The following is a 21,588-nucleotide window of genomic DNA, read 5'->3' as shown; positions in this document are numbered from 1 at the left end:
ATGATGTCAAATGGTGTTCGTCATGGGCTGGGGTTCGTCGCCGGGCTGCTCCTGCCGCCGCTGGCCGCCCTCGCCCTGATGTACGGGGTGTCGCACCTCTCGCTCACGCTGGCGCAACGCTTCGAGCTGTCGTTCCCGGGGCTCGGCCTCGTCGTGCTCGCCGGGGCCGGGCTGGCGTTCCTCGCCGGGTCACGGATCTCTCCCATCGCCTCGCTCATGGGCGGGCTGCTGTACGTGCTGCTGGGCGTGGTGCCGTTCCTGACGATGTACGGCATCGACTTCCGGCCCGAGCAGCTGCTGCCCGGCCTCCTGCGCAACGGCTACACCGGCCTGGCGCTCCAGGGCATCCTGCTCATGCTCGGCGTGATGCTGCTGGCGGCCTCGGCGTTCCCGTCGCGCTGGCGGGGCCGGGCCAGGGCCGACGCCACGCCCGCCTACCCGGGCTACCCGCCTCCCGCCTACCCGGGTCCCGCCGACCAGGCCGCTTACCAGGACCCCTACCAGGCGCGGCCGTACCCGCCGGAGCCGTCCTACGGCGCCGAGTCCCGTCCCGAGGACACCACCCGGCCGATGCACCGCGAGTGAGCCCGGCGCCGCCTGGCAGAATGCCGCCATGCGCGACTCCACGATCGACGACTTCCTGACGACCCTGGCCGACCGGGTCCCCGCGCCGGGCGGCGGCGCGACCGCCGCGCTCCACGCGGCGCAGGCCGCCGCGCTCCTCGGCATGGTCGCCCGCTACACCACCGGCGAGAAGTACGCCGAGCACGCCCAGGCTGTCGAGGCCGTGATCGCGGAGACCGACACGCTGCGCGCCGGCGCGCTGGACCTGGCGGAGGCCGACGCGGCGGCGTTCACCGCCGTCACCGACGCCTACCGGCTGCCCAAGGGCGAGGCGCGCACCGCCGCGATCGCCGCCGCGCTGGTGGGAGCCGCCGAGCCGCCCGCCCGGGTGGCCGAGACCGCCGCGCGCCTGGTGGAGCTCTGCGAGCTGCTGCTGCCGATCGGCAACCGCAACCTGGTCACCGACGTGGCCGCCGCCGCCGAGGCCGCCCGCGCCGCGCTCACCACGGCCCGCGTCAACGTCGAGGTCAACGTCGCCGGCCTCACCGACCCGGCCGCCCGCGAGCGGCTGCGCGACCGGCTGGCCGTCGTGGCCGGGGCCGTGGCCCGCGCCGACGCCGTGACGGCCGCCGTACTGAAGGAGATCACGCGATGACCGCGCGCAAGCTGACGGGCAAGGAGCTGGCGGCGGCCATCAGGGCGCAGACGGCGGCCGAGGTGGCCGCCGGGCCGCAGCCGAGGCTCGCCGTGGTCGTCGCCACCGGCGACGAGGCGAGCCTGTGGTACGTGCGGTCCATCGCCAAGGCCGCCGAGGGCGTGGGCATCGCCGCCGACGTCGTGGACCTGGGACCCGAGGCGCGGCCGGAGCAGATCCGCGAGACGCTGGCCCGGCTCAGCGCCGACGCGGGCGTGCACGGCGTGATGCTGCAGACGCCGCTGCCCGAGGGCGCCGTCGCGCAGGAGCTGGCCGGCGCGATCGACCCGCGCAAGGACGTCGACGGGGCCAACCCGCTGTCGCTGGGCCGGCTGGCCGCCGGGCTGCCCGCGTTCGTGCCGGCGACGGCGGCTGCCGTGATGGCACTGCTCGACCACTACGGGGTCGAGCTCGCGGGCCGGCGGGCCGTGGTGGTGGGACGCTCGACGGTCGTCGGCAAGCCGCTGGCGCACCTGCTGCTCGACCGGCACGCCACGGTCACCGTCTGCCACTCGCGCACCCGCGACCTGGCGTCCGTGACCGCGACCGGCGAGATCCTGGTGGCCGCCGTGGGGCGGGCCGGGCTGATCGGCGCCGGCCACGTCGCCCCCGGCGCGGTGGTGATCGACGTCGGCACCAACCCCACCGACGACGGCGGCCTGACCGGCGACGTCGACTTCGACGCGGTCGCGGAGCGGGCCTCGGCCCTCACCCCGGTCCCCGGCGGCGTCGGCCCCGTCACCACCGCCCTGCTGCTGCGCCACACCGCCCGCGCGGCGAACCTGCCGTGAACGTCCAGCCGTACCTTTCCGAAAGGCTCTTCCATGCGTGACGTCCTGATCATCCAGAACAGCCGGAGCGGCGGCCCGGGCCGGTTCGGCGGCTGGCTGGAGGAGGCGGGGCTGCGGCTGGACGTGGTCCACGCGCACGAGGGCGCCCCGGTGCCCGACCGGCTCACCCACGACGCCATGATCATGCTGGGCGGCGGCTACCTGCCGAGCGAGGACGACCGGGCCCCGTGGCTGGCCCCGGCCAGGCGGCTGGTGGGCGAGGCGATCGAGCGCGGCGTCCCGCTGTTCGGCATCTGCCTGGGCGGCCAGATGCTCGCCGAGGTGGCCGGCGGCGAGGTCACCGGCGACGCGGGCGCGCCCGAGAACGGCAGCGTCCCGGTCACGATCAGGCCCGAGGCGGCCGCCGACGCCCTCTTCCAGGACCTGCCGCCGGTGGTGCCCGCCATCGAGCACCACAAGGACGCGATCACCGCGCTGCCGCCCGGCGCGGTGTGGCTGGCCGAGACCGAACGCTGCCCCTACCAGGCGTTCCGCGTGGGCGAGCAGGCGTGGGGCGTGCAGTTCCACCCCGAGGTGCTGCCGGAGCGCATCCGCCAGTGGGAGGTGGACGGCTTCGACCCCGACGAGGTCTACTCCCGCGCGGTCGCCGACGAGCCGGTCTCCACGCCGATCTGGCGCGAGGTGGCCGCCCGCTTCGCCAAGCTCGTCTGACGAGTGGCGGGCGAGGCGCTCAGCCCGTGTAGGCGTCCCAGCCGAGCTTGACGGCGACGGCCAGGCCGCAGGCGGCGGCCAGGTAGCGCAGGCTGTGGCCGGGCAGGCGGCGGGCGATCTTGGGGCCGAGCCAGCCGCCGGCCAGGAAGCCCGCCGCCAGCGGCGCCGCCGCCCCCCAGTCGACCGGCCCGAACAGCGCGAACCCGGTCGCCGCCACCGCGTTGGCCAGCCCGGACAGCACGTTCTTCAGCGCGTTGAGCTTGGCCGGGGTGCCCGCCAGCATCGACGACAGCACCGCGAACATGAGGATGCCGCCCGCCGCCCCGAAGTAGCCGACATAGACCGCCACGGCGAACAGCGCGCACCGGGTGAGCAGCCCGTGCTCGCTGTGCCGCTCCCCCTTCGGCGGCCGGATCAGCAGCAGCGACGCCAGGCCGATGAGCCACGGGGCGATCTGCTCGAACGTCCGCGACGGCGTCACCAGCAGCAGGTACGCGCCCGTGGCCCCGCCGAGCGCGGTCAGCCAGCCGAGCCGGAGCACCCGGGGCCCCTGTCCGGCCAGCTCGGGCCGGGAGCCGAGGGCCGCGCCGAGGCCGGTGAACAGCAGCGCGACGGTGTTGGTGACGTTCGCGGTGAGCGGCGGCAGGCCGAACGCCAGCAGCGCCGGGTAGGAGACGATCGAGGCGAGGCTCACCACGGTGCTGACCACCCCGGCCGCCAGCCCGACTCCGAGCAGCCCGAGAACCTCGCCGACGATCACCCAGACATGCTAGGGCTTGTCCGTTTTGTCCAGTCCACCGGGCCGGCGTCCCCGTGCCATCATCCCGAGTCCCGCCAGCCCCGCCGCGCCGAGGAGCAGCCCGCCCGCCGCCCACCCGCGCTGGCGGGCCACCCGGCGCTCCACCTCGGCGTACGGGGTCGTGGAGAACGACACCAGCTCGTAGCGGGAGGCGTACCGTCCCGGCAGCGCCCGCTCCAGCGCGTGCTCCAGCCGCTTGCCCGCCAGGAACATCCGGGAGCCGACCTTGTCCCGCATCTCGACGAAGTTCGCCAGCGCCAGCCGGGCGATCACGTCCGTGTCGGCCCGGCGGCGCTCGAACAGCGCCAGCGCCCCGGCGAAGTCGTCGCCCGTCTCGTCCAGGCACCGGTCCAGCTCGACGCAGTCCTCGAAACCGCAGTTGGCGCCCTGGCCGTAGAACGGCACGATGGCGTGCGCGGCGTCGCCCACCAGGCCGACCACGGCGGCGCCGGTGGTCACGTGCCACGGGTCGCAGCGCATGGTGACGAGGTGGCCGACCGGGTTCGCCGCGAAGTCCGCGGCCAGGTCCGGCATCAGCGCGAAGGCGTCGGGGTAGTGCTCGGCGAAGTGCTCCCGCACCCGCGCCGGGTCGCCGAGCCCGGCGAACGCGCGGTGCGGCCAGAAGAGCGTGCAGGTGAAGGAGCCGTCGGGGTTCGGCAGCGCGATCATCATCGACGCGCCGCGCGGCCAGATGTGCAGCGCGCCCCGCTCCAGCGCGAACGCGCCGCCCCTGGCCGGGATCGTGAGCTCCTTGTAGCCGTAGTCGAGGTAGCTCTGGCTGAAGCTCACGCCGGGCAGCGCCTGCAGCCGGGCGCGCACCGCGCTGAACGCGCCGTCGGCGCCGATCACCACCCGCGCCCGCGCCTCGCCCGGTCCGCTCTCCGTCTCGAACGTCAGCCGTCCGGTCCGCTCGTCCAGCCCGGTGAGCCGGTGGCCGAAGCGGACCTCGACGCCGGGCAGCGCGGTGGCGGCGTCCAGCAGCTTCATGTTCAGCTCGGCGCGGCCGATGGAGTTGATCGCCTGCCGGTGGTCGGCGCTGTAGGGCTGGAAGGTCAGGCCGCCGTCGAGCGCGTGCATCATCCGGCCCGGCATCGGGATCGCGTCCTTGAGCACCTCCCGGTCGAGCCCGACCCGGCGCAGCGCGTCGATGCCCCGCTCGGAGATCGCCAGGTTGATCGACCTGCCCCGGTCCGCGCCGCGCTCGCGCGGGTCCTGGCGGCGCTCGTACAGCGTCACCCGGTGCGAGCGGCGGGCCAGGAAGCAGGCGAGCAGGCAGCCGACGAGGCCGGCGCCGACGATCGTGACCTCCATCCTTCCTTCGTACGGCGGGCGGCGGGGAATGTCCAGCTATCCGAGCGCGGCGTCGACGGCGCGGACCGTGGCCTGCCAGATCGGCGAACGCGGATCGATCACGTCGAAGTGGTCGCCGGGCATCTCGACGTACGTCACCCGGTCCCCCGCCGTGGCGGCGGCCCGCGCGTAGCGTCGCGCGAAGTCGCGCAGGTCCGGATCGTCCCCGGTGCCCTGGACGACGACCTGCCTGACCTTCAGCGGCAGCCTGGCGAGCGGGGCGGCCTGCGCGTACAGGTCCGCGGGGCCGCCCGGCTCGGGCTGCCCCGGCGGTCCGGGGGGCGGGGCGGGGGCGCCGAGCGCGTCGGCCACGGCGCCCTGGCCGATCCAGCGCCTGCCGCCTTCCACCAGGTCGAGCACGCCCGCGAGCGACACCGCGACCTTGGCGGGGGCGCCGTCAGCGACGGCGCGCAGGGCGAGCTGCGCGCCCGCCGAGTGGCCCGCCACGGCGACCCGGTCCAGGTCGAGCGGCGCGTCCAGGCCGGTCAGCGCCTTCAGCCCGGCCGCCACGTCGGCCGTCGTCGCCTCCCACCCGTGCAGGTCCGGCGGCCGGTACTCCAGGTTCCAGACCGCGTGGCCGCTGCCGGTGAGGTCGGCGCAGAGCGCCTCCATGAGGTCGGCCTGCCACACCGACCGCCAGTACCCGCCGTGCACCAGCGCCACCACCGGCAGCCCGCCGTCCCCGGGCAGCCGTTCGGGCAGGTACAGCTCGCCCCACTGCTGCCGGTGCTCGCCGTACGCGACACGGCGGCGCGGGTGGCGCAGGCGGTGCACGGCGTGGCGGATCGCCCACGACAGGCCGTCGAGCCCGCGCCCGTGGATGTGCGTGGCGCCCTCGCCGGTCTCGACGCCGTCGGCCCGCCAGACGTCCAGCCAGACGACCAGGCCGAGCGGCTCGCGCATCAGGCTCCTGATGCCCTCGTCCGGGCCCGGGATGATCACGACCGCCCGTTCTGAGCCGCCCCGGCGCCTGGCGGTGCGGGCCCGGACGGCGGCGGCGTCACGCGCGTACGTGATCACCCCGCGCACGCCCAGCGCCGTGAACTCGCCTTCGGCGATCTCGCCCAGCAGAGCTTCGTCGATCGCCGCTCCCGGCCCGATCAGCACCAAGACATCGCTCACGAATCCCGACACTACAGAACTTCCTCCCAGCAAGCCCACGTTCGTGCTGGTATCGGGATGGAGATCGAATTCCGGTCTTCCGGAAGGCGTGCCGCGGCCTAGTTGAAAGGTCGTAAGTTGGGTCGGGTGCGTGTAAAGCAGCTTCACCCGTGGCCTGACAGCGTCGCCGAGGCGGAGGCGATCCAGGAGCGGCTCCGGCCTCACATCGAGCTGGACGGGCCCGGCACGTTCACCACGGTCGCCGGCCTCGACGTGCACTACCACGGGCGGGGCGACGACCACGACGCGCTGTCGGCCGCCGTCGTCGTGCTCGACGCCGAGACACTCGACGTCGTGGAACGGGTGGTCGTGCACGGGCGGGCGGCCTTCCCGTACGTGCCCGGCCTGTTCGCCTTCCGCGAGCTGCCCGCGCTCGTCGAGGCGCTCGAACGGCTCACCGTCACGCCGGACCTGCTCGTCTGCGACGGCTACGGGCTCGCGCATCCGCGCGGCTTCGGCCTGGCCTGCCACCTGGGCGTCCTCACCGGGCTGCCGTCGCTCGGGGTCGGCAAGACGCCGTTCGTCGGCGCCCACGAACCGCCCGGAGCGGCGCGCGGCTCCTGGTCGCCCATCGTCCTCGACGGCGTCCCCGTGGGACGGGCGCTGCGCACCCGGACCGGCACCAAGCCGGTGTACGTGTCCCAGGGGCACCGCATCAGCCTCGACACCGTCACCGGCCAGGTGCTGCGCCTGTCGCCCCGCTACCGGCTGCCCGAGCCCGTACGCCAGGCCGACCACCTGGCCCGCCACGGCGCCTGACCCCCTGCGGCGCTTGCGGGCCTGCGAGCCCGGTGTCAGCGGCGGAACGTCCAGGCCAGCAGCCACACGCTGAGCCCGAACAGCACCATGCCCAGCGGCACGTGCACGGCGACCGCGCCCGAACCGCCCACCATGGACTGGACCAGGCCCAGCAGCAGCACCGCCAGGCCCACCAGCGACGGCCACAGCGGGCCCCGGCCCGGCCGCCACACGAGCACCGCGCTGACGACCAGCGCCAGACCCAGCAGGTGGACGGCACCCGCGCCCGCGCCGTGCAGCGCCCGGCCCGCACCCTCCATCAGCTGCCCGGCCGTCACGGCCTGGAGCAGCACGGCGGCGGCGTTCAGCAGGGCGACCGCTTTGAAGGCGGTCAGATATCCGCTCGTCCTGGGGGCGACCTCGGTGACCACGCGACTCTCCTTCGCTCGGTGCGGGCCCCCAGCATCCCGGCGCCGCGGCGCCCGTACATCCACCCCACGTCGTCATCCGCCCTACACCCCCGGTCGTACACCCCGACCGCCCTCACCCCACGACCTCACACACCCGGGGGCCGGGACCGCGGGTGGAGGGGCAGGGCGGCCCGACAGCCGCGACGCCCCAAGGGAACCACCCCCCGAGGGGACCCCCGGGGGTCACGCCGGGAGGCCACGCCGGAGGGCCACGCCGGGGGCCACCCCAAGGAGCGGAGCCCTTCCCCCAGGGTTCCTAAGGCTCGTCCGGGTGGGGGCCGGAGTGAGGGAGGGGTGGGAGGACTGCTTGGGCGTCGGCGCCGCTGACCCAGAGGCCGATCATGAAGGCGGCCGTGGCTTCCAGGAGTTTGGCCCGGTCGAGGCCGCCGCCGTGGACGGGGGTGCAGCCCAGGTCGGTGACGAGGGTGCGGGCGAGGCCGAGGGCGTGGTCGTCGTCGCCGCAGAGGGGCACGGCGAGCGGCCGGCCGTCGAACACCGGGGGCGTCATGCGCCACACGTCCACGTGGCACAGGTTGAACGCCTTCACCACGTGCCCGCCGGTGAGCGCGGCGATCCGTTCGGCGACGGAGCGTGTCACGTCGTACGCGCCGGGCCCGACGGCGTTGGTCACGTCGATCAGCGGCTTGCCGCGCAGAGCCGGTCCGGCGGCCCGTACCACCTGGTCGGCCGCCTCCTCCAGCACGGCGACCACGACCACGTCGCCGAACGCGGCGGCCTCCTCGAACGTGCCGGACGTGGCGGGAAGGCCGTGCGGGGCGGCGGCGGTCAGGGTGGCGGCGGTCGCCGCGGCGCGGCCCGGGTCGCGGCCGCTGACCATCAGGGCGTGGCCCGCGCGGGCCCACTGCGTGCCGAGGGCGTCGGCCATGCCGCCGGCGCCGAGAATGCCGATCCTCATGCTCATCCTTCCGAGGACGTCTGCTTGCATGGGGACTCTAGGAATGCCAATACGCACCGGACGGTGCCTATCGGGAGGGCTCGTGTTTCTCGCCGACTGCCAGGCGCGGCTGGCCTTCGACCTGATCTCCAACACGTGGAACGCGGTCGTCCTGTGGTCGCTGCGCGACGGCCCGCGCCGGCCGGCGGACCTGCGGGCGGGCATCGGTGGCATCAGCGCCAAGGTGCTGACGGAGACGCTGCGCCGGCTGGAGTTCAACGGCCTGGTGACGCGGCGGGCGTACGCGGAGGCGCCGCCCCGGGTGGAGTACGAGCTGACGGCGCTGGGCGGGAGCCTGCTGGGGCCGATCGGCGTGCTGGGCGAGTGGGCGTTCGAGCACGCCGAGGAGGTGATGGCCGCCCAGGACGCGAGCCCCGGGCAGCCGGTCAGCGGGTGAAGAGCTGTTCCAGGACGACGGCCACCCCGTCCTCGTCGTTGGACAGCGTGCGCCGCCCGGCGGCCCGCAGCACCATGGGGTGGGAGTTGGCCATGGCGTAGCCGGCTCCGGCGTAGGCCAGCACGGCGAGGTCGTTGGGCATGTCGCCGAAGGCCACCACGTCGTCCGGCCCGGCTCCGAGCCGGTCGCAGAAGGCGGCCAGGGTGCCGGCCTTGGTCACCCCGGGGGCGCTGATCTCCAGGAGGCCGGGCACGCCCGAGTGGGTGACCTCGGCCTGCCCCTCGACGGCCGCGGTCGCCGCGGTGAACAGGTCGTCCAGCGGGTGCTCGGGCAGCCAGGCGAGCAGCTTCACGATGGGCTCGCCCGCCGCGCACACGTCGGGCACCGAGCGGCGCCAGGCCTCGTCGCCGGGGTGGCTGCGGCCGTAGCCGGGCTGGCACAGCACGGCGTGGCCGGTCTCGGCGCCGAACGCGATGCCGGGCAGCGCCTCGGTCAGCGCGCCGACGACCTTCCTGGCCGCCGCCGGGTCGAGGGCGTGCATGGTGACGATCTCGTCGGCGGTCACGTCGTACACGATGGCGCCGTTGCTGCACACGGCGGTGCCGAGCGCGCCGGCCTGGCGGGCGATGGGGGCCATGGAGCGGGGCGGGCGGGCGGTGACGAACACGATCTCGGCCCCGGCGTCGCGGGCCAGCCGCAGCGCGTCCCGGGTGCGGGGGGAGACGGTGCCGTCGGAGCGCAGGAGGGTTCCGTCGAGGTCGGTGGCGACGATGCGCGGAGGGTTCACGTACCCGATTATGGGCGCCGGCCGCCTTCCGGGCCGGGGCCGCCCGGCGGTAGGGTGCGCCGCGTGACCTCCCCCGAGCACGCGGACGACCGGGCAGGCGACCGTGCGGACGATCGTGCGGACGACCGGGCCCATGCCCGGCCGGACGGCCGCGCCGGCGCCCGGCCTGATGACCGGGTCGCCTCGGTGTTCCGGTTCGCGACCGAGCTGGTCGCGTGGGTGGCGGCGCCGTGGGCGCTGGCCTCGTTCTCGGTGCCGCTGGCGGTGCTGTCGGTGGTGGTGCTGATCGGGCTGCCGACGGTGTTCGCGACGCCGGGCGACAAGCGGCAGGTGCTCGTGGCGGTGCCGGGGCCGGTGACGATCGCGCTGGTGCTGCTGCAGCTCGTGGTGGCGGTGGCGGCGTCGTGGGCGGCCTGGCATCCGGTGGCCGCCGGGGTCGTGTCGGCGCTGGCGGCGGTGACGGCGGTGCTGGAGCTGCCGCGCTGGCGGTGGCTGCTGCGGCGCTAGATCCCCAGCTCCGGGGGCAGCCGGACGCCGGCCTGGGCGATCTCCAGGCCGAGGAGCTCGCCGGAGTCGCCGTAGCCGAGCACGACGTCCTCGGCTACGACGTGGCGGGTCGCCTCGCCGGGCGCCGCCTCGGGCCTCATCGCGACGTAGGCGACGTCGTGCGCGGCGTCCCAGTCGACGTACACGGTCAGCGGGCGCCTGCCGCCGGGCTCGTCGTCCCAGGCGAGCAGGCCCTCCTTGGCCTCGTGGGAGCCCGCGAGCGCCGCCCGCACGGTGACGAGGGCGAGCTCGACGGCGCGCAGCGAGTCGTCGGCGGTGACCTTCCGCTCGTGCTCCCATCCGGCCAGCCCGTCGATCCGGTACGGGCACGACCACTCCCCCGTGGGCTCCTCGTACGGCATCCCGACCGCCGCGACCACCTCCCCCGGCGGCTCGGTGCGCAACGTCAGCGTCCGTCGGGCGATCTCGTACATGCTGGCTGATCTACCCATGACTCATACCCGGAAAGACTGTCAGAGCGCGGGACTCTGGCCGACATGCCGGACATATCGGATGCTGTGGGGGGCGGGAGCCCACGGATCCGCCGCCCGGACTACTGCTGTGCGGCTCCCGCCCCATAGTCTTCCTACCGGTCGTGAGGGGGCCTGGGGATGGATGAGCCGTTCGGAACACGGTTGCGGGCGAGGATGGACAAGTACGGACCGCTGTGCGTGGGCATCGATCCGAGCCCGGAGCTGCTCGGGGCGTGGGGCCTCGACGACTCGCCGATGGGGCTGGAGCGCTTCAGCCGCACGGTCGCCGACTCGGTGGGCGACCTGGTCGCCGTGATGAAGCCGCAGTCGGCCTTCTACGAGCGCTGGGGCAGCCGCGGCATCGCGGTGCTGGAGCGCACGATCGCCGACCTGCGCGACGCGGGCACGCTGGTGCTGCTCGACGTCAAGCGCGGCGACATCGGCAGCACGATGGCCGCCTACGCCGAGGCGTACCTCGACCGGGGCAGCCCGCTGGCCGCCGACGCGGTGACGCTCAGCCCGTACCTGGGCTTCGGCAGCCTGAGCGGCGCGATCACCTCCGCGCTCGCCGGCGACGCGGGCGTGTTCGTGCTCGCCCGCACCTCCAACCCCGAGGCGGCCGCGCTGCAGAGCGCGGTCGCCGGCGAGGTGTACGAGGGGGTGCGGGCGGCCAACGAGGGGGTGCGGCCGCTCGGCTCGGTCGGCGTGGTCGTCGGCGCGACCGTCGCCTCGCCGGGCTACGCGCTCGACCGGCTCAACGGGCCGGTGCTGGCGCCGGGGCTCGGCGCGCAGGGCGCCTCGCCCGCCGACGTGGGCCGGCGGTTCGCCTCGGTACGGCACGCGGTGGTGCCGTCGGTGTCCCGGGCGGTGCTGGGCGACCCGGCGCGGCTGCGCGCCCGTACCGAGCGTTACCGGGACGAGTGCGCCAAGGCGCTGTCGCTCTGAAGGGCCCGGTTGACGGCGGCGAGCACGGCGCGCACCGACGCGGTGAGGACCGACGAGTCGCGGCCCGCGCCCCAGCGGGTGACGCCGCCGGCGCGCGCCTCGACGTAGGCGACGGCCTGGCTGCCGCTGCCCGTGCCGGTGGCGTGCTCGGCGTAGTGCAGGATGTCGGCCTCGATTCCGGCCCCGGCCAGCGCGGCGGCGAGCGCGGCCAGCGGCCCGTTGCCGGTGCCGCGCAGCGGCGTGCCGTCGTCCAGCGTGCCGGTGAACTCGTGGGTCCCCAGCGCGGTCTCGGCGGTGCGCCAGCCGGTCAGCGCGAGCGGCCCGGCCACGTCCAGGTACGTCCGCCTGAACAGCGTCCACAGCCGCTCGGCGGTGATCTCCTCGCCGCTGCCGTCGGCGTCGCGCTGCACCACGGCGGAGAAGTCGATCTGCAGCCTGCGCGGCAGCTCCAGCCCGTGGCGGGCGCCGAGCAGGTAGGCGATGCCGCCCTTGCCCGACTGGCTGTTGACGCGGATGACCGCCTGGTAGCCGCGGCCCACGTCGGCCGGGTCGATCGGCAGGTAGGGCACCTCCCAGGGCGCCTGTGACTCCGGCACGCCGAGCGCGGCGGCCCGCCGGGCGTGGTGGGCCAGGCCCTTCTTGATCGCGTCCTGGTGGGTGCCGGAGAAGGCCGTGTGGACGAGGTCGCCCGCGTACGGGTGGCGCTCGGGCACGGGCAGCCGGTTGCAGTGCTCGACGGTGCGCCTGACCTCGTCGATGTCGGACAGGTCGATCATCGGGTCGACGCCCTGGGCGTGCAGGTTGAGCGCGAGCGTGACGAGGTCGACGTTGCCGGTGCGCTCGCCGTTGCCGAACAGGCAGCCCTCCACCCGCTGCGCCCCGGCCAGCACGGCCAGCTCGGCGCAGGCGACGCCGGTGCCGCGGTCGTTGTGCGGGTGCACCGACAGGATGACCGAGTCGCGCCGGACCAGGTGGCGGTGCATGTACTCGATCTGGTCGGCGTACACGTTGGGCGTGGCGATCTCGACGGTGGCGGGCAGGTTGTGGATCACCGGCCGGTCGGGGCTCGCGTCCCACAGCGCGGTCAGCTCGTCGCACACCTCCAGCACGTAGTCGGGCTCGGTGAGGTTGAACACCTCGGGCGAGAACTGGTAGCGCACGCCGTCGCGGGCGTCGCCCAGCCTGGCGACGAGCGCGGCGGCGTCCACGATGAGCGCGCGCAGCTCGTCGCGGTCGCGCCCGAGCACCACGTCGCGCCAGACGGGGGCGGTGGCGGTGTAGAGGTGCACGACGACGCGGGGCAGCCCTTCGGCGGCGGCGTAGGTGCGCTCGATCAGGTCGGCCCTGGCCGGGGTGAACACCACGACGGTCACGTCGTCGGGCACCGTCCCGGAGGTGGCGAGCTGCCGGACGAAGTCGAAGTCCGTCCGGCTGGCCGACGGGTAGCCGATCTCGATCTCCTTGTAGCCCATGCGCACCAGCAGCTCGAACATGCGCCGTTTGCGCGCGGGGTCCATCGGCTCGGCCAGCGCCTGGTTGCCGTCGCGCAGGTCGACGGGCACCCAGAGCGGGGCCCGCGTGGTCCGGTTCGCCGGCCACTGCCGGTCGGTGAGGGGCACGCTGACCCGCTCGTGCGCGGGCCGGTAGCGGTGCGAGGGCATGACGCTGGGCTGTTGCGGATTCCACCGCATGGTCGTCTCCTTCTCTGGTCCGAACGCGGACCGGCAGCACTCGATCCCGCCGCGGCGGGGTGCCGGCCCTGGGTCAGGCCCCGCCGCGGCGGCCGAGAAGGAGACCGCGGTACGTCATGCCGGGTACGATAGCCACAACTCAGGTCCTCAGACAAGCTGAGAGGTGGATCCCGATGGCGCTCGGAGCGCTGCGTCCCAGCCCGCTGGTCGAGCAGGCCACCGCCCGCCTGCGCGAGCAGATCACCGGCGGCCACTGGCCCGTCGGCACCCGCCTGCCCAGCGAGAACGCGCTGGCCCAGACCCTCGGCGTCGGCCGCTCCACCGTGCGCGAGGCGCTGCGCGCCCTCACCGGCGCCGGCCTGGTCCAGCCGCGCCAGGGCAGCGGCGTCTTCGTCATCGCCGCCGAACCGGCCGAGGACTGGCCCGCCCGCCTGCGCCGCGCCGCCATCACCGACGTGTACGAGGTCCGCGTGATCGTCGAGACCCGGGCCGCGCGGCTGGCGGCGGCACGCCGTACCGACGACGACGTGAAGGCGCTCCGGGCGGCGCTGGCGGCCCGGCGGGCGGCGGCGGGCGGCGGCGACGCGGCCTTCGTGGACGCCGACATCGCCCTGCACGCGGCCGTCGTCGCGGCGGCGGGCAACCCGGTGCTCACCGGCCTGTTCGCCGAGTTCGCGCCCGCGCTGCGCGAGCGGCTGATCGACCTGGTGGAGCTGCTGGGGCTGCGGCACGACGACGCCAACCCCGGCGACGACGCGCACGCCCGCCTGGTCGAGGCCGTCGAGGCGGGCGACCCCGACACCGCGGAAGCCGTCCTCCAGGCGGAGCTGGACCAGACCCTGGCCCTGCTCCGGAAAGCGTAGGGAGCTGCCGGACGCCTAGCCGGTGGGGCCCGCGTCCGGGCGGGTCACGTCGTCCTCGTCGTCGTCCCGCTCCTCACCCCCGGCCCTGCTCTCGGCCTCATCATCGTCCGCGGGCTCGTCCCTGGCCTCCGGCGGATCCACGGGGACGGGCCGGCGGAGCCGGGGCGTGGTCGACCCGGACCGCTCGGCGACCACGTCGCTCTCCCCGCCCAGACCGGAGACGGCCTCCGGCAACTCGTCCGTTCTGTCGCTCATGTCCCCTCTCTTCCCCCCTGACCTCGGCTGATGCCCCGGGCCCGGGTGGCGGCGCCGGTTATTCGGTGGCGGCCGGGCGGCGGATGGCCGACGATGCCGGGATGACGACCTCGGACGCGAGCGAACCCGTACCCGCGCGATGGACGCGGGCGACCGTCTACCCCGACATGTGGGTCGACCCGGACGACGACCCCCGCGAGAGCGACGCCGCGCCCACCGGCGAGCGCGGCATCCTGCTCGACTACCTGCGCCACTACCGGCTCACCCTGGAGATGAAGTGCGCCGACCTGGACGCCGAGCAGCTCGCCCGGCGCTCCGCGCCGCCGTCCACCATGTCGCTGCTCGGGCTGGTGCGGCACCTGGCCGAGGGTGAGCGGCACCTGCGCCGGGTCATGGCCGGCGAGGACGCTCCCCCGCTCTACCGCACCGAGCAGGACCGCGACGGCGACTGGAACGGCGCGGTCGCCGACCCGGAGGTCGTCGCGGACGCCTGGCGGCGGTGGCGGGCCGAGTCGGCGGCCACCGACCGGTACGTGGCCGGGGTCGACGACCTCGGCGCCTGGAACGCGGGAGCCTCCGACCTCGGCCCCGACGGCGCGAACCTGCAGCTGCGCGACATGCTGGTGGCGCAGATCGCCGAGTACGCGCGCCACTGCGGCCACGCCGACCTGCTGCGCGAACGCATCGACGGCCGCACCGGCCAGTGACCCACCAGCGGTCAGGCCAGGGCGGCGTCCCTTCCGGGCGAGGGCGGCGCCGATCTCAGGCCAGGGCGGCGTCGATCTCGGCGCGGGTGGGCATCGAGGTGCTGGCGCCCTCCCGCTGCACCGACAGCGCCGCCGCCGCCGAGGCGAACCGCAGCGCGCCGGCCGCCTCCCGGCCCTCGGCGCGGGCCACCGCGAACGCCCCGGCGAAGGTGTCGCCGGCGGCCGTGGTGTCGACCGCCCTGACCTTGACCGCCGGCACGCGCAGCCGCTCCCCCGTGCGCCCGCCGTACAGGGCACCTTCGGAGCCGAGCGTGATGACGGCCTCGTCCACCCGTTCCAGCAGCGCGTCCATCGCCGCCTCCGGGTCGGCGGCGCCGGTGATGTCGGCGGCCTCGTGCTCGTTGGGCAGCAGCAGCGTGACCGCGTCGAGCAGGGCGGCGGGCAGCGGCTGTGACGGCGCCGGGGTCAGGATGACGGGCACCCCGGCCTCGCGGGCGGCCCCGGCGGCGGCGACGACGGCCTCCATGGGCAGTTCGAGCTGCAGCAGCAGCGCCTGGGAGGCGGCGATGACGGCGCGTTCCTCCTCGGTCGGCCCGGCGACGGTGCCGTTGGCGCCGGGCACCACGATGATCGAGTTGCCGCCGTCGTCGTCGACCACGATGTGCGCGATGCCGGACCTGCCGGAGACCTGGCGCAGCAGGGCGACGTCCACGCCGGCCCCGGCGAGCGTGTCGCGCATCTCGGCGCCGAAGGCGTCGTCGCCGACCGCGCCGAGGAAGGCCACCCGGGCTCCCGCGCGGGCGGCGGCGATGGCCTGGTTGGCGCCCTTGCCGCCGGGGATGGTGCGGAACTCCCGGCCCGTCACCGTCTCGCCCCGTCTGGGGGCCTGGGAGACGTACGCCACGAGGTCCATGTTCGCGCTGCCGAATACCGAGATCATGAGGTCATCATCTCCTGCGTGCGGCGGGCCAACTCCTCCAGCGTGATGCCGTCGAAGCCGGTCAGGCTGCTGGCCAGGCTGTCGCGCATCCGCCACCGGGCGGGGACGCCGCCGTTGAGCGCGCCCACGACGGAGCCCGCGGTGGCGCCGGCCGAGTCGGTGTCCCAGCCTCCGGCGACCGCCCCGGCGATGGTGGCGGTGAAGTCGCCCCGGCCGTGCACGAGCGTGGCGGCGACGAGGGCGGCGTTGTTGATCGTGTGCACCCAGTGCAGGCCGCCGTGCCGCTCGTGCAGCCGGTCGACGACGCGTTCGAAGTCGCTCTCGCGTCCGGCGTCGTCGACCGCCTGGCTGACGGCCCGGTGCAGCCGGGAGCGCGGCGGCACCACGGACAGCCCGGCCTCGACGACCTCCTCCACGTTGCCGGCGACCATCGAGGAGGCGCACATGGCCGCCACGAACATGGCGCCGTAGACGCCGTTGGCGGTGTGGGTGAGCCGGGCGTCACGCCAGGCCAGCCCGGCCGCCGCGCCCGGATCGCCGGGGTTGACCCACCCGTACACGTCGGCCCTGATCAGCGCGCCGATCCACTCCCGGAACGGGTTGCGGTAGGTGGCGGTGGCGGGCGGCTCGATCCCGGCGAGCAGGTTGCGGTAGGCGACGCGCTCGGCGGTGAACGTGCGCCCGGCGGGCAGCTCGTCGAGCCACAGCTTGGCCACGTCGCCGGTGGTGAAGTCACGCCCGTGCCGTTCGAGCAGGGACAGGGCGAGCAGCGGGTAGTTGAGGTCGTCGTCCTCGGGGATGCCGTCGATGTTCTCGGCCAGGGAGTTGACGGCGCTGCGCCGGTTCCACGGCCAGCGCGCGGCCACGTCGGCGGGCAGGCCCTCGGCGGTGAACCAGCCGCGGATCGGCCAGTTGCCGGTGGCCTCGGCGATCTCCCTGATGCCCGCGCGGGGGATCTTCTCCACCGGCTTGCCGAGCACGCAGCCCGCCGCCCGGCCCTGCCAGGCGCCCAGCACCCGCTCCGGGGAGACGGCCGCGCGGGGCTTGGGCGCCGGCCAGCCGGGGCAGGCGTCGATGACGGCGGCCAGCTCGCCGGGCTCGTCGAGCGGGGACGGGACGGCGGCCAGCTCGTCCAGCAGCTCCTCGGCCAGGCCGCGCAGCCGCTGCGCGCCGGGCTCGGAGGCGCCGGCGCGCGGCGGCGCGTCGTGGCCCCCGGCCTCGTGCCAGCGCGCCGCGACGGCGCTCGCGTCACGGCCGTCCTCGGCGGCCTGGCGGAGCTCGTGCCCCACCAGGTCCTCGGGCTGCACCCAGGTCAGCCGGATCATGTCAGTCCTCCAGGAGACCGGCGAAGGCCGCCTCGTGGGCGCGGCGGCGGGCCAGGTCGCCGGCGTGGACGCGGCGCGCCACCTCGGCGATGACGCGGCCGGGCCCGACGATGTCGGTGCGGCTGGCCGTGCCCACCTGCTCGACCCATTCGGCGGGGACGGCGGCCAGGCCGCCGAGGGCGCCCGCGATCGCGCCGCCCATCGAGGCGATGGAGTCGGCGTCGCGGCCGTAGTTGACGCCGCCGAGCACGGTGTCGCGGTAGTCGCCCTTGGCGATGACGAGGAAGGCCAGCGCCAGCGGCAGCTCCTCGATGCTGTGCGTGCGGCTCGGGCGGCGGGCGCCGAGGCCCTGGTCGCGGTAGGTGTCGGCGACGGTGTCGTACGGGCGCATGGCGGCGCGCAGCGTGGCGAACGAGCCGTCCCAGTGGCCGAGCCCGCGGGCCGCCTCGCACACGGCCTCGATGGCGGCACGGGTGCCGTCCTTGGCCAGGCGCAGGCAGGCGGCGACGACGGAGTCGGGGGTGGCGCCGGGCCGCATGGCCTCGGCGACGGCGGCGGCCATGACGCCGGCGGCCTCGCGGCCGTAGCTGGACTGGTGGGCGCCGGTCAGGTCGATGGCCTCGGCGTAGGCGGCGTCGGGGTCGGCGGCGTTGACGATGCCGACCGGGGCGACGTACATGGCGGCACCGCAGTTGACGATGTTGCCGACGCCCGCCTCGCGCGGGTCGACGTGCCCGTAGTGCAGCCGGGCCACGATCCACTTCTCGGCCAGGAAGATCCGCTGCAGCGGCAGCGCCTCGGCCTCCAGCTCGGGGATCCACTGGCGCTGCCCCATGAGCTCGGGCACCAGGTGCTCGGCCATCGCGTACGCGCCGAGGTGGCCGCCGACCTTCTCGTAGACGCGGATCAGCGCGTGCGTCATCAGGGTGTCGTCGGTGATGTGGCCGTCGCCCTTGTGGTACGGGGCGATGGGCCGGGCGTTGCGCCAGTCCTCGTTGAACGGCGGCACGATGCCCTCGACCTGGCCGCCGTAGCGTTCGACGATCTGCTCGGGGGTCCACCCCTCGGTGGCGCCGCCCAGCGCGTCACCGACCGCCGCCCCCGCCACGCAGCCGATCGCCCTGTCGTCAAGCGGCGTCATGAAAGTCCCTCCACAATGTCGATGAGATCCTGGCCTGCCGTTTCGGGCAGGCAGCAGCCGGCCAGCCTGCGGGCCGATGCGGTCCACCCCTCCGGGATCGCACCGTACCCCCCGCAGGCGCCGGTGATCGCGCCGGTCAGCGCCGGCGCGGAGTCGGCGAGCGCGGCCAGGCAGGCCGCGGCCGGCACGGCCCGGACGAGCGCCCCCTGGGCGGCCTCGGTCAGGGCCAGCGCCACGGGCACCGTCTGCGCGGCGCCCACCCCGTAGCTGTAGACGTGGTCGAGCAGCGCGGCGTCGAGCGCGGGCACCGCCGCGAACGGGTCGCCCGCCGCGCGGGCCGCCGCCAGCGCCACGCGGGCGTTGTGCCCGATGGCGGTGTCCTCGGGCAGGACGTCCAGCGCGGCGGCCACCGCGCGGGTGGCCGAGCCGGTGGCGACCGCCTCGGCCACGGCCGCCGCCATCGCGAGCGCGCCGAGGACGCCGTCGCCCGCGTTGGTGACCCGGGCGTCGTCGCCGGGGTCGCGGCCGAGCGCGCCGAAGGCGACCGCCCGGACGGCGGCGGCGTCGTCGAAGTGGTGCGGGTTGTCGTGGCCGCTCGCGGGCGGCTCGACGCCCCGGGCGAGGTTGTCCAGCGCGGTGGCCACGGACACGCGCGCCCGGAGGTCGTCGCGGCCGGCCAGGGCGCGGAACGCCTCGGCGCGGGGCCGGTCGATGGTGAGCGCCGTCCAGGCGAGCCATTCGGCGTCGTCGGACGGGCCGACGGCCAGCGGCGCGATCGGCTGGTTGAGCGCGAACGGCACCGGCAGCGTGGTGACCTGGTGCTCCTCGGCGAACGCGTCGAGCTCGCGGTGCAGGCGCCGGCTCCACGGCGCGTGCAGCGCCGCCCGGTGCCTGCTCGCGGGCCAGCCCGCGGCGTCGCCCACGGCGAGCCCCGCGAAGGCCCCCGTGATCCTGTCCCCCGACATCGTCCTCAGCGTCCTCTCGTGTCTGCCACGGCCCCGGCCAGTTCGTCGGCGACGTCCAGCACGTGCTTCCCGGCCACGACGGGCAGGCATTTCCCGGTGACCGGGCCGATGCGGGCCGCCCACCTCCCGGGCACGCCGCCCTCTCCGGAGGTCGCGCCCGCCACGGCTCCGGCGATGGCGCCGATGGTGTCGGCGTCGCGGCCCAGGGAGACCCCGAACGTCACCGACGCCTCCACCTGGCCGCCGCCCGCCAGGTAGGCGGCCAGCGCCAGCGCGACGGCCTCCGGCGCCACGTCGGTCCACGGGTAGTGGCGTACGACGACGGCCTCGTGCAGCGCCTCGACCAGCGGCCCGTCGTCGCCGTCCGGGGACGGCGGGCCGGACCGTTCCAGCACCGCGACGGCGCGGCCGATCGCCCGCGCCGTCCAGGAGTCGGCGGGCACCACCGCGAGCGCCGCGCCGACCGCGTCGCCCGGCGCGGCGCCGCCCATGGCGGCGGCGACCGCCCCGGCGACCGCGCGGCCGCCGAGAATGCCCTCGCCCGACTGGCTGACGAGCCCGTCCTGCTCGACCAGCCGCGCCGCCTCCGCCGGGTCGCCGGGACAGAAGATCCCGTACGGCGCGGCCCGCATGGCCAGCCCGTCGGACCAGCCGTGCTGGTGCACCATCCCGGTCAGCGGCGGCTCCAGCCCGCGGCGCAGCGCCTCGATGGTGCCGAGCTCGGAGAACCCGGCGCCGCGCATCGGCCCGGTCACCAGCGGGATGATCCGCTCCCGGTAGGCGGCGGCCACGTCGGCCGGGGTCAGCTCGTGCCCGTGCGCCACCAGCAGCGACGCGGCGAAGATGGCGTACTCGGTGTCGTCGGTGCCGCCGCCCTCGATCTCGGTGAGCCGCCCCCAGCGGCGGCGGATCTCGGCGGGGGTCAGGTTCTCGGCGGGCGCCCCGAGGGCGTCGCCGGCCGCCAGGCCGAGCAGACACCCCCGGGCCCTGTCGCGATTCGTCACCGCTGGTACCGCTCCAGCACCTCGTTGCCCTCCTCGACGAGCCGCTTGGCCGCCTCGTCCAGGGTGATCTTGTTGGCGAAGAACTCCTGCAGCACCGGCGTGGCGACCTTGCTCTTCCACTCGTCGAACCCGTTCACCTTGAGGAACGGCGCGACGACGAGGCTCTTGGCGGAGGCGGTGGCCACGTCCCAGCCGTTCTCCTCGGTGGTGATGGCGGGGTCGGCGGCGGCCTTCTGCGAGGTCGGCAGCAGCCAGTCGCCCTTGGCGAGCTTGGCCTGGTTGGGGCCGTTGAGGAAGAACGCCATGAACTTCATGGCCTCCTCCGGGTGCTTGCTGTCGGCGGCGATGGACAGCGTCTGGGAGACCGCGCCCTGCTCGGTGGTGGTGCCCTTGAGCGGCGGCAGCGTCACCCACTCGAAGCCGTCGGGCGCCTGCTCGGCGACCTGCTGGCGCAGGTAGACGCCGACGGGCAGCATCGCGTACTTGTCGGCGAAGAAGCCGGGCAGCGGGTCGGCGGTGCCCATGCCGAGCGCCGAGGTGTCGGCCGTCTTGTCCTTGTAGAGCTGGTCGTGGATGCGCTGGAGGACTTCCTTCTCCTCCGCGCCGACCTTGACGGTGGTCTTGCCGTCGGCGCCGGTCTGGAAGAAGGTGCCGCCGAAGTTGAGCGCCAGGTTGAGCGTCTTGTTGACGGGCGACTTCATCGGCCAGGCGACGCCGAACGTGTCGCCCTTGGTGAGCTTCTTGCTGACCTCGGCGAACTCGTCCCACGTCCACGGCTCGCCGGCGGTGGGGATGCGCACCTTGGCGGCGTCCAGGAGCTTCTTGTTGGCGATGATGACCTGCGACTCCTGCAGGAACGGCACGCCGTAGACGCCCTGGTTGCCCTTGCCGTCGTCGAAGGTGACGGTGTCCCAGGCGGCCTGCGGGATGTCGGACTTGAGCTCGTCCGGCACCTTGCCGGTCAGGTCGAGCAGGTAGCCCTTGGAGGCGAAGCCGGACAGCGCCGGGGAGTCGTCGTGGATGACGTCCGGCGCGTCGCCGCCCTCGAAGGAGGTGACGAGCTGGTCGTTGACGTTGTCCCAGCTGCCCTGGACGTAGGTGACCTGGATGTTCGGGTTGGCCTTGTTCCACTCCTCGACGAGCGCCTTGTTGGCCGCGACCGACTCCTTCTGCCAGGCGAGGCTGAGGAAGTCGAGCTTGACCGGCTCGTTCGGGGTGCCGGAGGACCCGCTGTCCCCGCCGCTGCCGCCGCACCCGGCGGCCAGCGCGACGACCGCCGCCGCAGCCAACGCGGATTTGATACGCATGTGAGCCCT

At 75.1% G+C, this 21,588-nt stretch carries 25 protein-coding genes; 10 read left to right on the top strand and 15 right to left on the bottom strand.

Going from position 1 to position 21,588, the window contains the following annotated elements:
• Nucleotides 1-3 precede the first annotated feature (3 nt).
• The 4 genes from ACWDXC_RS37210 to ACWDXC_RS37195 are packed head-to-tail and all read left to right on the top strand — an operon-like array spanning nucleotide 4 to nucleotide 2,760.
• The gene (locus tag ACWDXC_RS37210; protein WP_449990241.1) at nucleotides 4-585 is read left to right on the top strand and encodes a hypothetical protein; all 582 of its coding nucleotides are present in this window, start codon (nucleotides 4-6) and stop codon (nucleotides 583-585) included.
• A 28-nt stretch (nucleotides 586-613) separates the two neighbouring features.
• Nucleotides 614-1,219: a cyclodeaminase/cyclohydrolase family protein gene (locus ACWDXC_RS37205; RefSeq protein ID WP_449990240.1), complete on the top strand. Its 606-nt coding sequence runs from the start codon at nucleotides 614-616 to the stop codon at nucleotides 1,217-1,219.
• Nucleotides 1,216-2,049 carry a bifunctional 5,10-methylenetetrahydrofolate dehydrogenase/5,10-methenyltetrahydrofolate cyclohydrolase gene (locus ACWDXC_RS37200; protein WP_449990237.1) on the top strand — a complete coding sequence of 278 codons (834 nt, stop codon included), beginning with the start codon at nucleotides 1,216-1,218 and terminating at the stop codon, nucleotides 2,047-2,049. Before ACWDXC_RS37205 ends, ACWDXC_RS37200 begins: the two co-directional genes overlap by 4 nt.
• Before the next feature lie 33 nt (nucleotides 2,050-2,082).
• Nucleotides 2,083-2,760, top strand: a complete 678-nt coding sequence (locus ACWDXC_RS37195; protein WP_449990235.1) for a type 1 glutamine amidotransferase — start codon at nucleotides 2,083-2,085, stop codon at nucleotides 2,758-2,760.
• A gap of 19 nt (nucleotides 2,761-2,779) precedes the next feature.
• Here ACWDXC_RS37195 and ACWDXC_RS37190 read toward each other — a convergent pair whose 3' ends face one another.
• The 3 genes from ACWDXC_RS37190 to ACWDXC_RS37180 are packed head-to-tail and all read right to left on the bottom strand — an operon-like array spanning nucleotide 2,780 to nucleotide 6,031.
• Complete coding sequence (locus ACWDXC_RS37190) at nucleotides 2,780-3,520, bottom strand: sulfite exporter TauE/SafE family protein (protein WP_449990232.1); 741 nt, start codon at nucleotides 3,518-3,520, stop codon at nucleotides 2,780-2,782.
• 9 nt (nucleotides 3,521-3,529) lie between these two features.
• Nucleotides 3,530-4,870: an FAD-dependent oxidoreductase gene (locus tag ACWDXC_RS37185; protein ID WP_449990229.1), complete on the bottom strand. Its 1,341-nt coding sequence runs from the start codon at nucleotides 4,868-4,870 to the stop codon at nucleotides 3,530-3,532.
• A 36-nt stretch (nucleotides 4,871-4,906) separates the two neighbouring features.
• The gene (locus ACWDXC_RS37180; RefSeq protein WP_375074055.1) at nucleotides 4,907-6,031 is read right to left on the bottom strand and encodes an alpha/beta hydrolase; all 1,125 of its coding nucleotides are present in this window, start codon (nucleotides 6,029-6,031) and stop codon (nucleotides 4,907-4,909) included.
• 126 nt (nucleotides 6,032-6,157) lie between these two features.
• Between ACWDXC_RS37180 and ACWDXC_RS37175 the strand changes: the two genes are divergently transcribed.
• Complete coding sequence (locus ACWDXC_RS37175; protein WP_449990226.1) at nucleotides 6,158-6,829, top strand: endonuclease V; 672 nt, start codon at nucleotides 6,158-6,160, stop codon at nucleotides 6,827-6,829.
• A 35-nt stretch (nucleotides 6,830-6,864) separates the two neighbouring features.
• Here ACWDXC_RS37175 and ACWDXC_RS37170 read toward each other — a convergent pair whose 3' ends face one another.
• The gene (locus tag ACWDXC_RS37170) at nucleotides 6,865-7,239 is read right to left on the bottom strand and encodes a hypothetical protein (protein WP_219501997.1); all 375 of its coding nucleotides are present in this window, start codon (nucleotides 7,237-7,239) and stop codon (nucleotides 6,865-6,867) included.
• Between the two features lie 295 nt (nucleotides 7,240-7,534).
• Nucleotides 7,535-8,194 (bottom strand): NADPH-dependent F420 reductase, encoded by a 660-nt coding sequence (locus ACWDXC_RS37165; RefSeq protein ID WP_449990223.1) that lies wholly within the window; start codon nucleotides 8,192-8,194, stop codon nucleotides 7,535-7,537.
• An 82-nt stretch (nucleotides 8,195-8,276) separates the two neighbouring features.
• On the opposite strand from ACWDXC_RS37165, the gene ACWDXC_RS37160 reads away from it, so the two are divergent.
• Nucleotides 8,277-8,630: a winged helix-turn-helix transcriptional regulator gene (locus tag ACWDXC_RS37160; RefSeq protein ID WP_449990221.1), complete on the top strand. Its 354-nt coding sequence runs from the start codon at nucleotides 8,277-8,279 to the stop codon at nucleotides 8,628-8,630.
• On the opposite strand, the gene ACWDXC_RS37155 is transcribed toward ACWDXC_RS37160, so the two are convergent.
• On the bottom strand, nucleotides 8,620-9,417 hold the full coding sequence (locus ACWDXC_RS37155) for an HAD family hydrolase (RefSeq protein WP_449990218.1): 798 nt from the start codon (nucleotides 9,415-9,417) through the stop codon (nucleotides 8,620-8,622). The genes ACWDXC_RS37160 and ACWDXC_RS37155 overlap by 11 nt on opposite strands.
• Nucleotides 9,418-9,480: 63 nt before the next feature.
• On the opposite strand from ACWDXC_RS37155, the gene ACWDXC_RS37150 reads away from it, so the two are divergent.
• Nucleotides 9,481-9,924 (top strand): hypothetical protein, encoded by a 444-nt coding sequence (locus ACWDXC_RS37150; RefSeq protein WP_449990215.1) that lies wholly within the window; start codon nucleotides 9,481-9,483, stop codon nucleotides 9,922-9,924.
• On the opposite strand, the gene ACWDXC_RS37145 is transcribed toward ACWDXC_RS37150, so the two are convergent.
• Nucleotides 9,921-10,415 (bottom strand): DUF6968 family protein, encoded by a 495-nt coding sequence (locus tag ACWDXC_RS37145; protein ID WP_449990213.1) that lies wholly within the window; start codon nucleotides 10,413-10,415, stop codon nucleotides 9,921-9,923. The genes ACWDXC_RS37150 and ACWDXC_RS37145 overlap by 4 nt on opposite strands.
• 159 nt (nucleotides 10,416-10,574) lie before the next feature.
• On the opposite strand from ACWDXC_RS37145, the gene pyrF reads away from it, so the two are divergent.
• A complete protein-coding gene (pyrF, locus tag ACWDXC_RS37140) occupies nucleotides 10,575-11,381 on the top strand; it encodes an orotidine-5'-phosphate decarboxylase (protein WP_449990210.1) in 807 nt (268 codons plus the stop codon).
• On the opposite strand, the gene leuA is transcribed toward pyrF, so the two are convergent.
• Nucleotides 11,345-13,072 (bottom strand): 2-isopropylmalate synthase, encoded by a 1,728-nt coding sequence (leuA, locus tag ACWDXC_RS37135; protein WP_449990208.1) that lies wholly within the window; start codon nucleotides 13,070-13,072, stop codon nucleotides 11,345-11,347. The two genes, pyrF and leuA, sit on opposite strands and share 37 nt — an antisense overlap.
• A gap of 173 nt (nucleotides 13,073-13,245) precedes the next feature.
• On the opposite strand from leuA, the gene ACWDXC_RS37130 reads away from it, so the two are divergent.
• A complete protein-coding gene (locus ACWDXC_RS37130; RefSeq protein WP_449990206.1) occupies nucleotides 13,246-13,935 on the top strand; it encodes a FadR/GntR family transcriptional regulator in 690 nt (229 codons plus the stop codon).
• Nucleotides 13,936-13,950: 15 nt separating this feature from the next.
• On the opposite strand, the gene ACWDXC_RS37125 is transcribed toward ACWDXC_RS37130, so the two are convergent.
• On the bottom strand, nucleotides 13,951-14,190 hold the full coding sequence (locus tag ACWDXC_RS37125; RefSeq protein ID WP_449990204.1) for a hypothetical protein: 240 nt from the start codon (nucleotides 14,188-14,190) through the stop codon (nucleotides 13,951-13,953).
• Nucleotides 14,191-14,291: 101 nt separating this feature from the next.
• On the opposite strand from ACWDXC_RS37125, the gene ACWDXC_RS37120 reads away from it, so the two are divergent.
• Nucleotides 14,292-14,897, top strand: a complete 606-nt coding sequence (locus ACWDXC_RS37120; RefSeq protein WP_364181831.1) for a DinB family protein — start codon at nucleotides 14,292-14,294, stop codon at nucleotides 14,895-14,897.
• 55 nt (nucleotides 14,898-14,952) lie between these two features.
• Here the strand turns inward: ACWDXC_RS37120 and rbsK are convergent, their stop codons facing one another.
• Genes rbsK through ACWDXC_RS37090 form a run of 6 tightly spaced genes read right to left on the bottom strand, consistent with a single transcriptional unit; the run spans nucleotide 14,953 to nucleotide 21,579 of the window.
• A complete protein-coding gene (rbsK, locus tag ACWDXC_RS37115; protein WP_449990201.1) occupies nucleotides 14,953-15,837 on the bottom strand; it encodes a ribokinase in 885 nt (294 codons plus the stop codon).
• On the bottom strand, nucleotides 15,834-17,162 hold the full coding sequence (locus ACWDXC_RS37110; RefSeq protein WP_449990199.1) for an ADP-ribosylglycohydrolase family protein: 1,329 nt from the start codon (nucleotides 17,160-17,162) through the stop codon (nucleotides 15,834-15,836). The genes rbsK and ACWDXC_RS37110 overlap by 4 nt, the downstream gene beginning before the upstream one ends.
• Before the next feature lies 1 nt (nucleotide 17,163).
• On the bottom strand, nucleotides 17,164-18,303 hold the full coding sequence (locus tag ACWDXC_RS37105; protein WP_219501974.1) for an ADP-ribosylglycohydrolase family protein: 1,140 nt from the start codon (nucleotides 18,301-18,303) through the stop codon (nucleotides 17,164-17,166).
• On the bottom strand, nucleotides 18,300-19,268 hold the full coding sequence (locus ACWDXC_RS37100) for an ADP-ribosylglycohydrolase family protein (protein WP_449990197.1): 969 nt from the start codon (nucleotides 19,266-19,268) through the stop codon (nucleotides 18,300-18,302). The genes ACWDXC_RS37105 and ACWDXC_RS37100 overlap by 4 nt, the downstream gene beginning before the upstream one ends.
• Nucleotides 19,269-19,273: 5 nt before the next feature.
• On the bottom strand, nucleotides 19,274-20,272 hold the full coding sequence (locus ACWDXC_RS37095) for an ADP-ribosylglycohydrolase family protein (RefSeq protein ID WP_449990195.1): 999 nt from the start codon (nucleotides 20,270-20,272) through the stop codon (nucleotides 19,274-19,276).
• A complete protein-coding gene (locus tag ACWDXC_RS37090) occupies nucleotides 20,269-21,579 on the bottom strand; it encodes an ABC transporter substrate-binding protein (RefSeq protein WP_364181843.1) in 1,311 nt (436 codons plus the stop codon). Before ACWDXC_RS37090 ends, ACWDXC_RS37095 begins: the two co-directional genes overlap by 4 nt.
• Nucleotides 21,580-21,588 lie beyond the last annotated feature (9 nt).

The sequence above is a fragment of the Nonomuraea sp. NPDC003214 genome (assembly GCF_053590035.1).
This window is presented reverse-complemented; position numbering and strand designations above follow the sequence as displayed.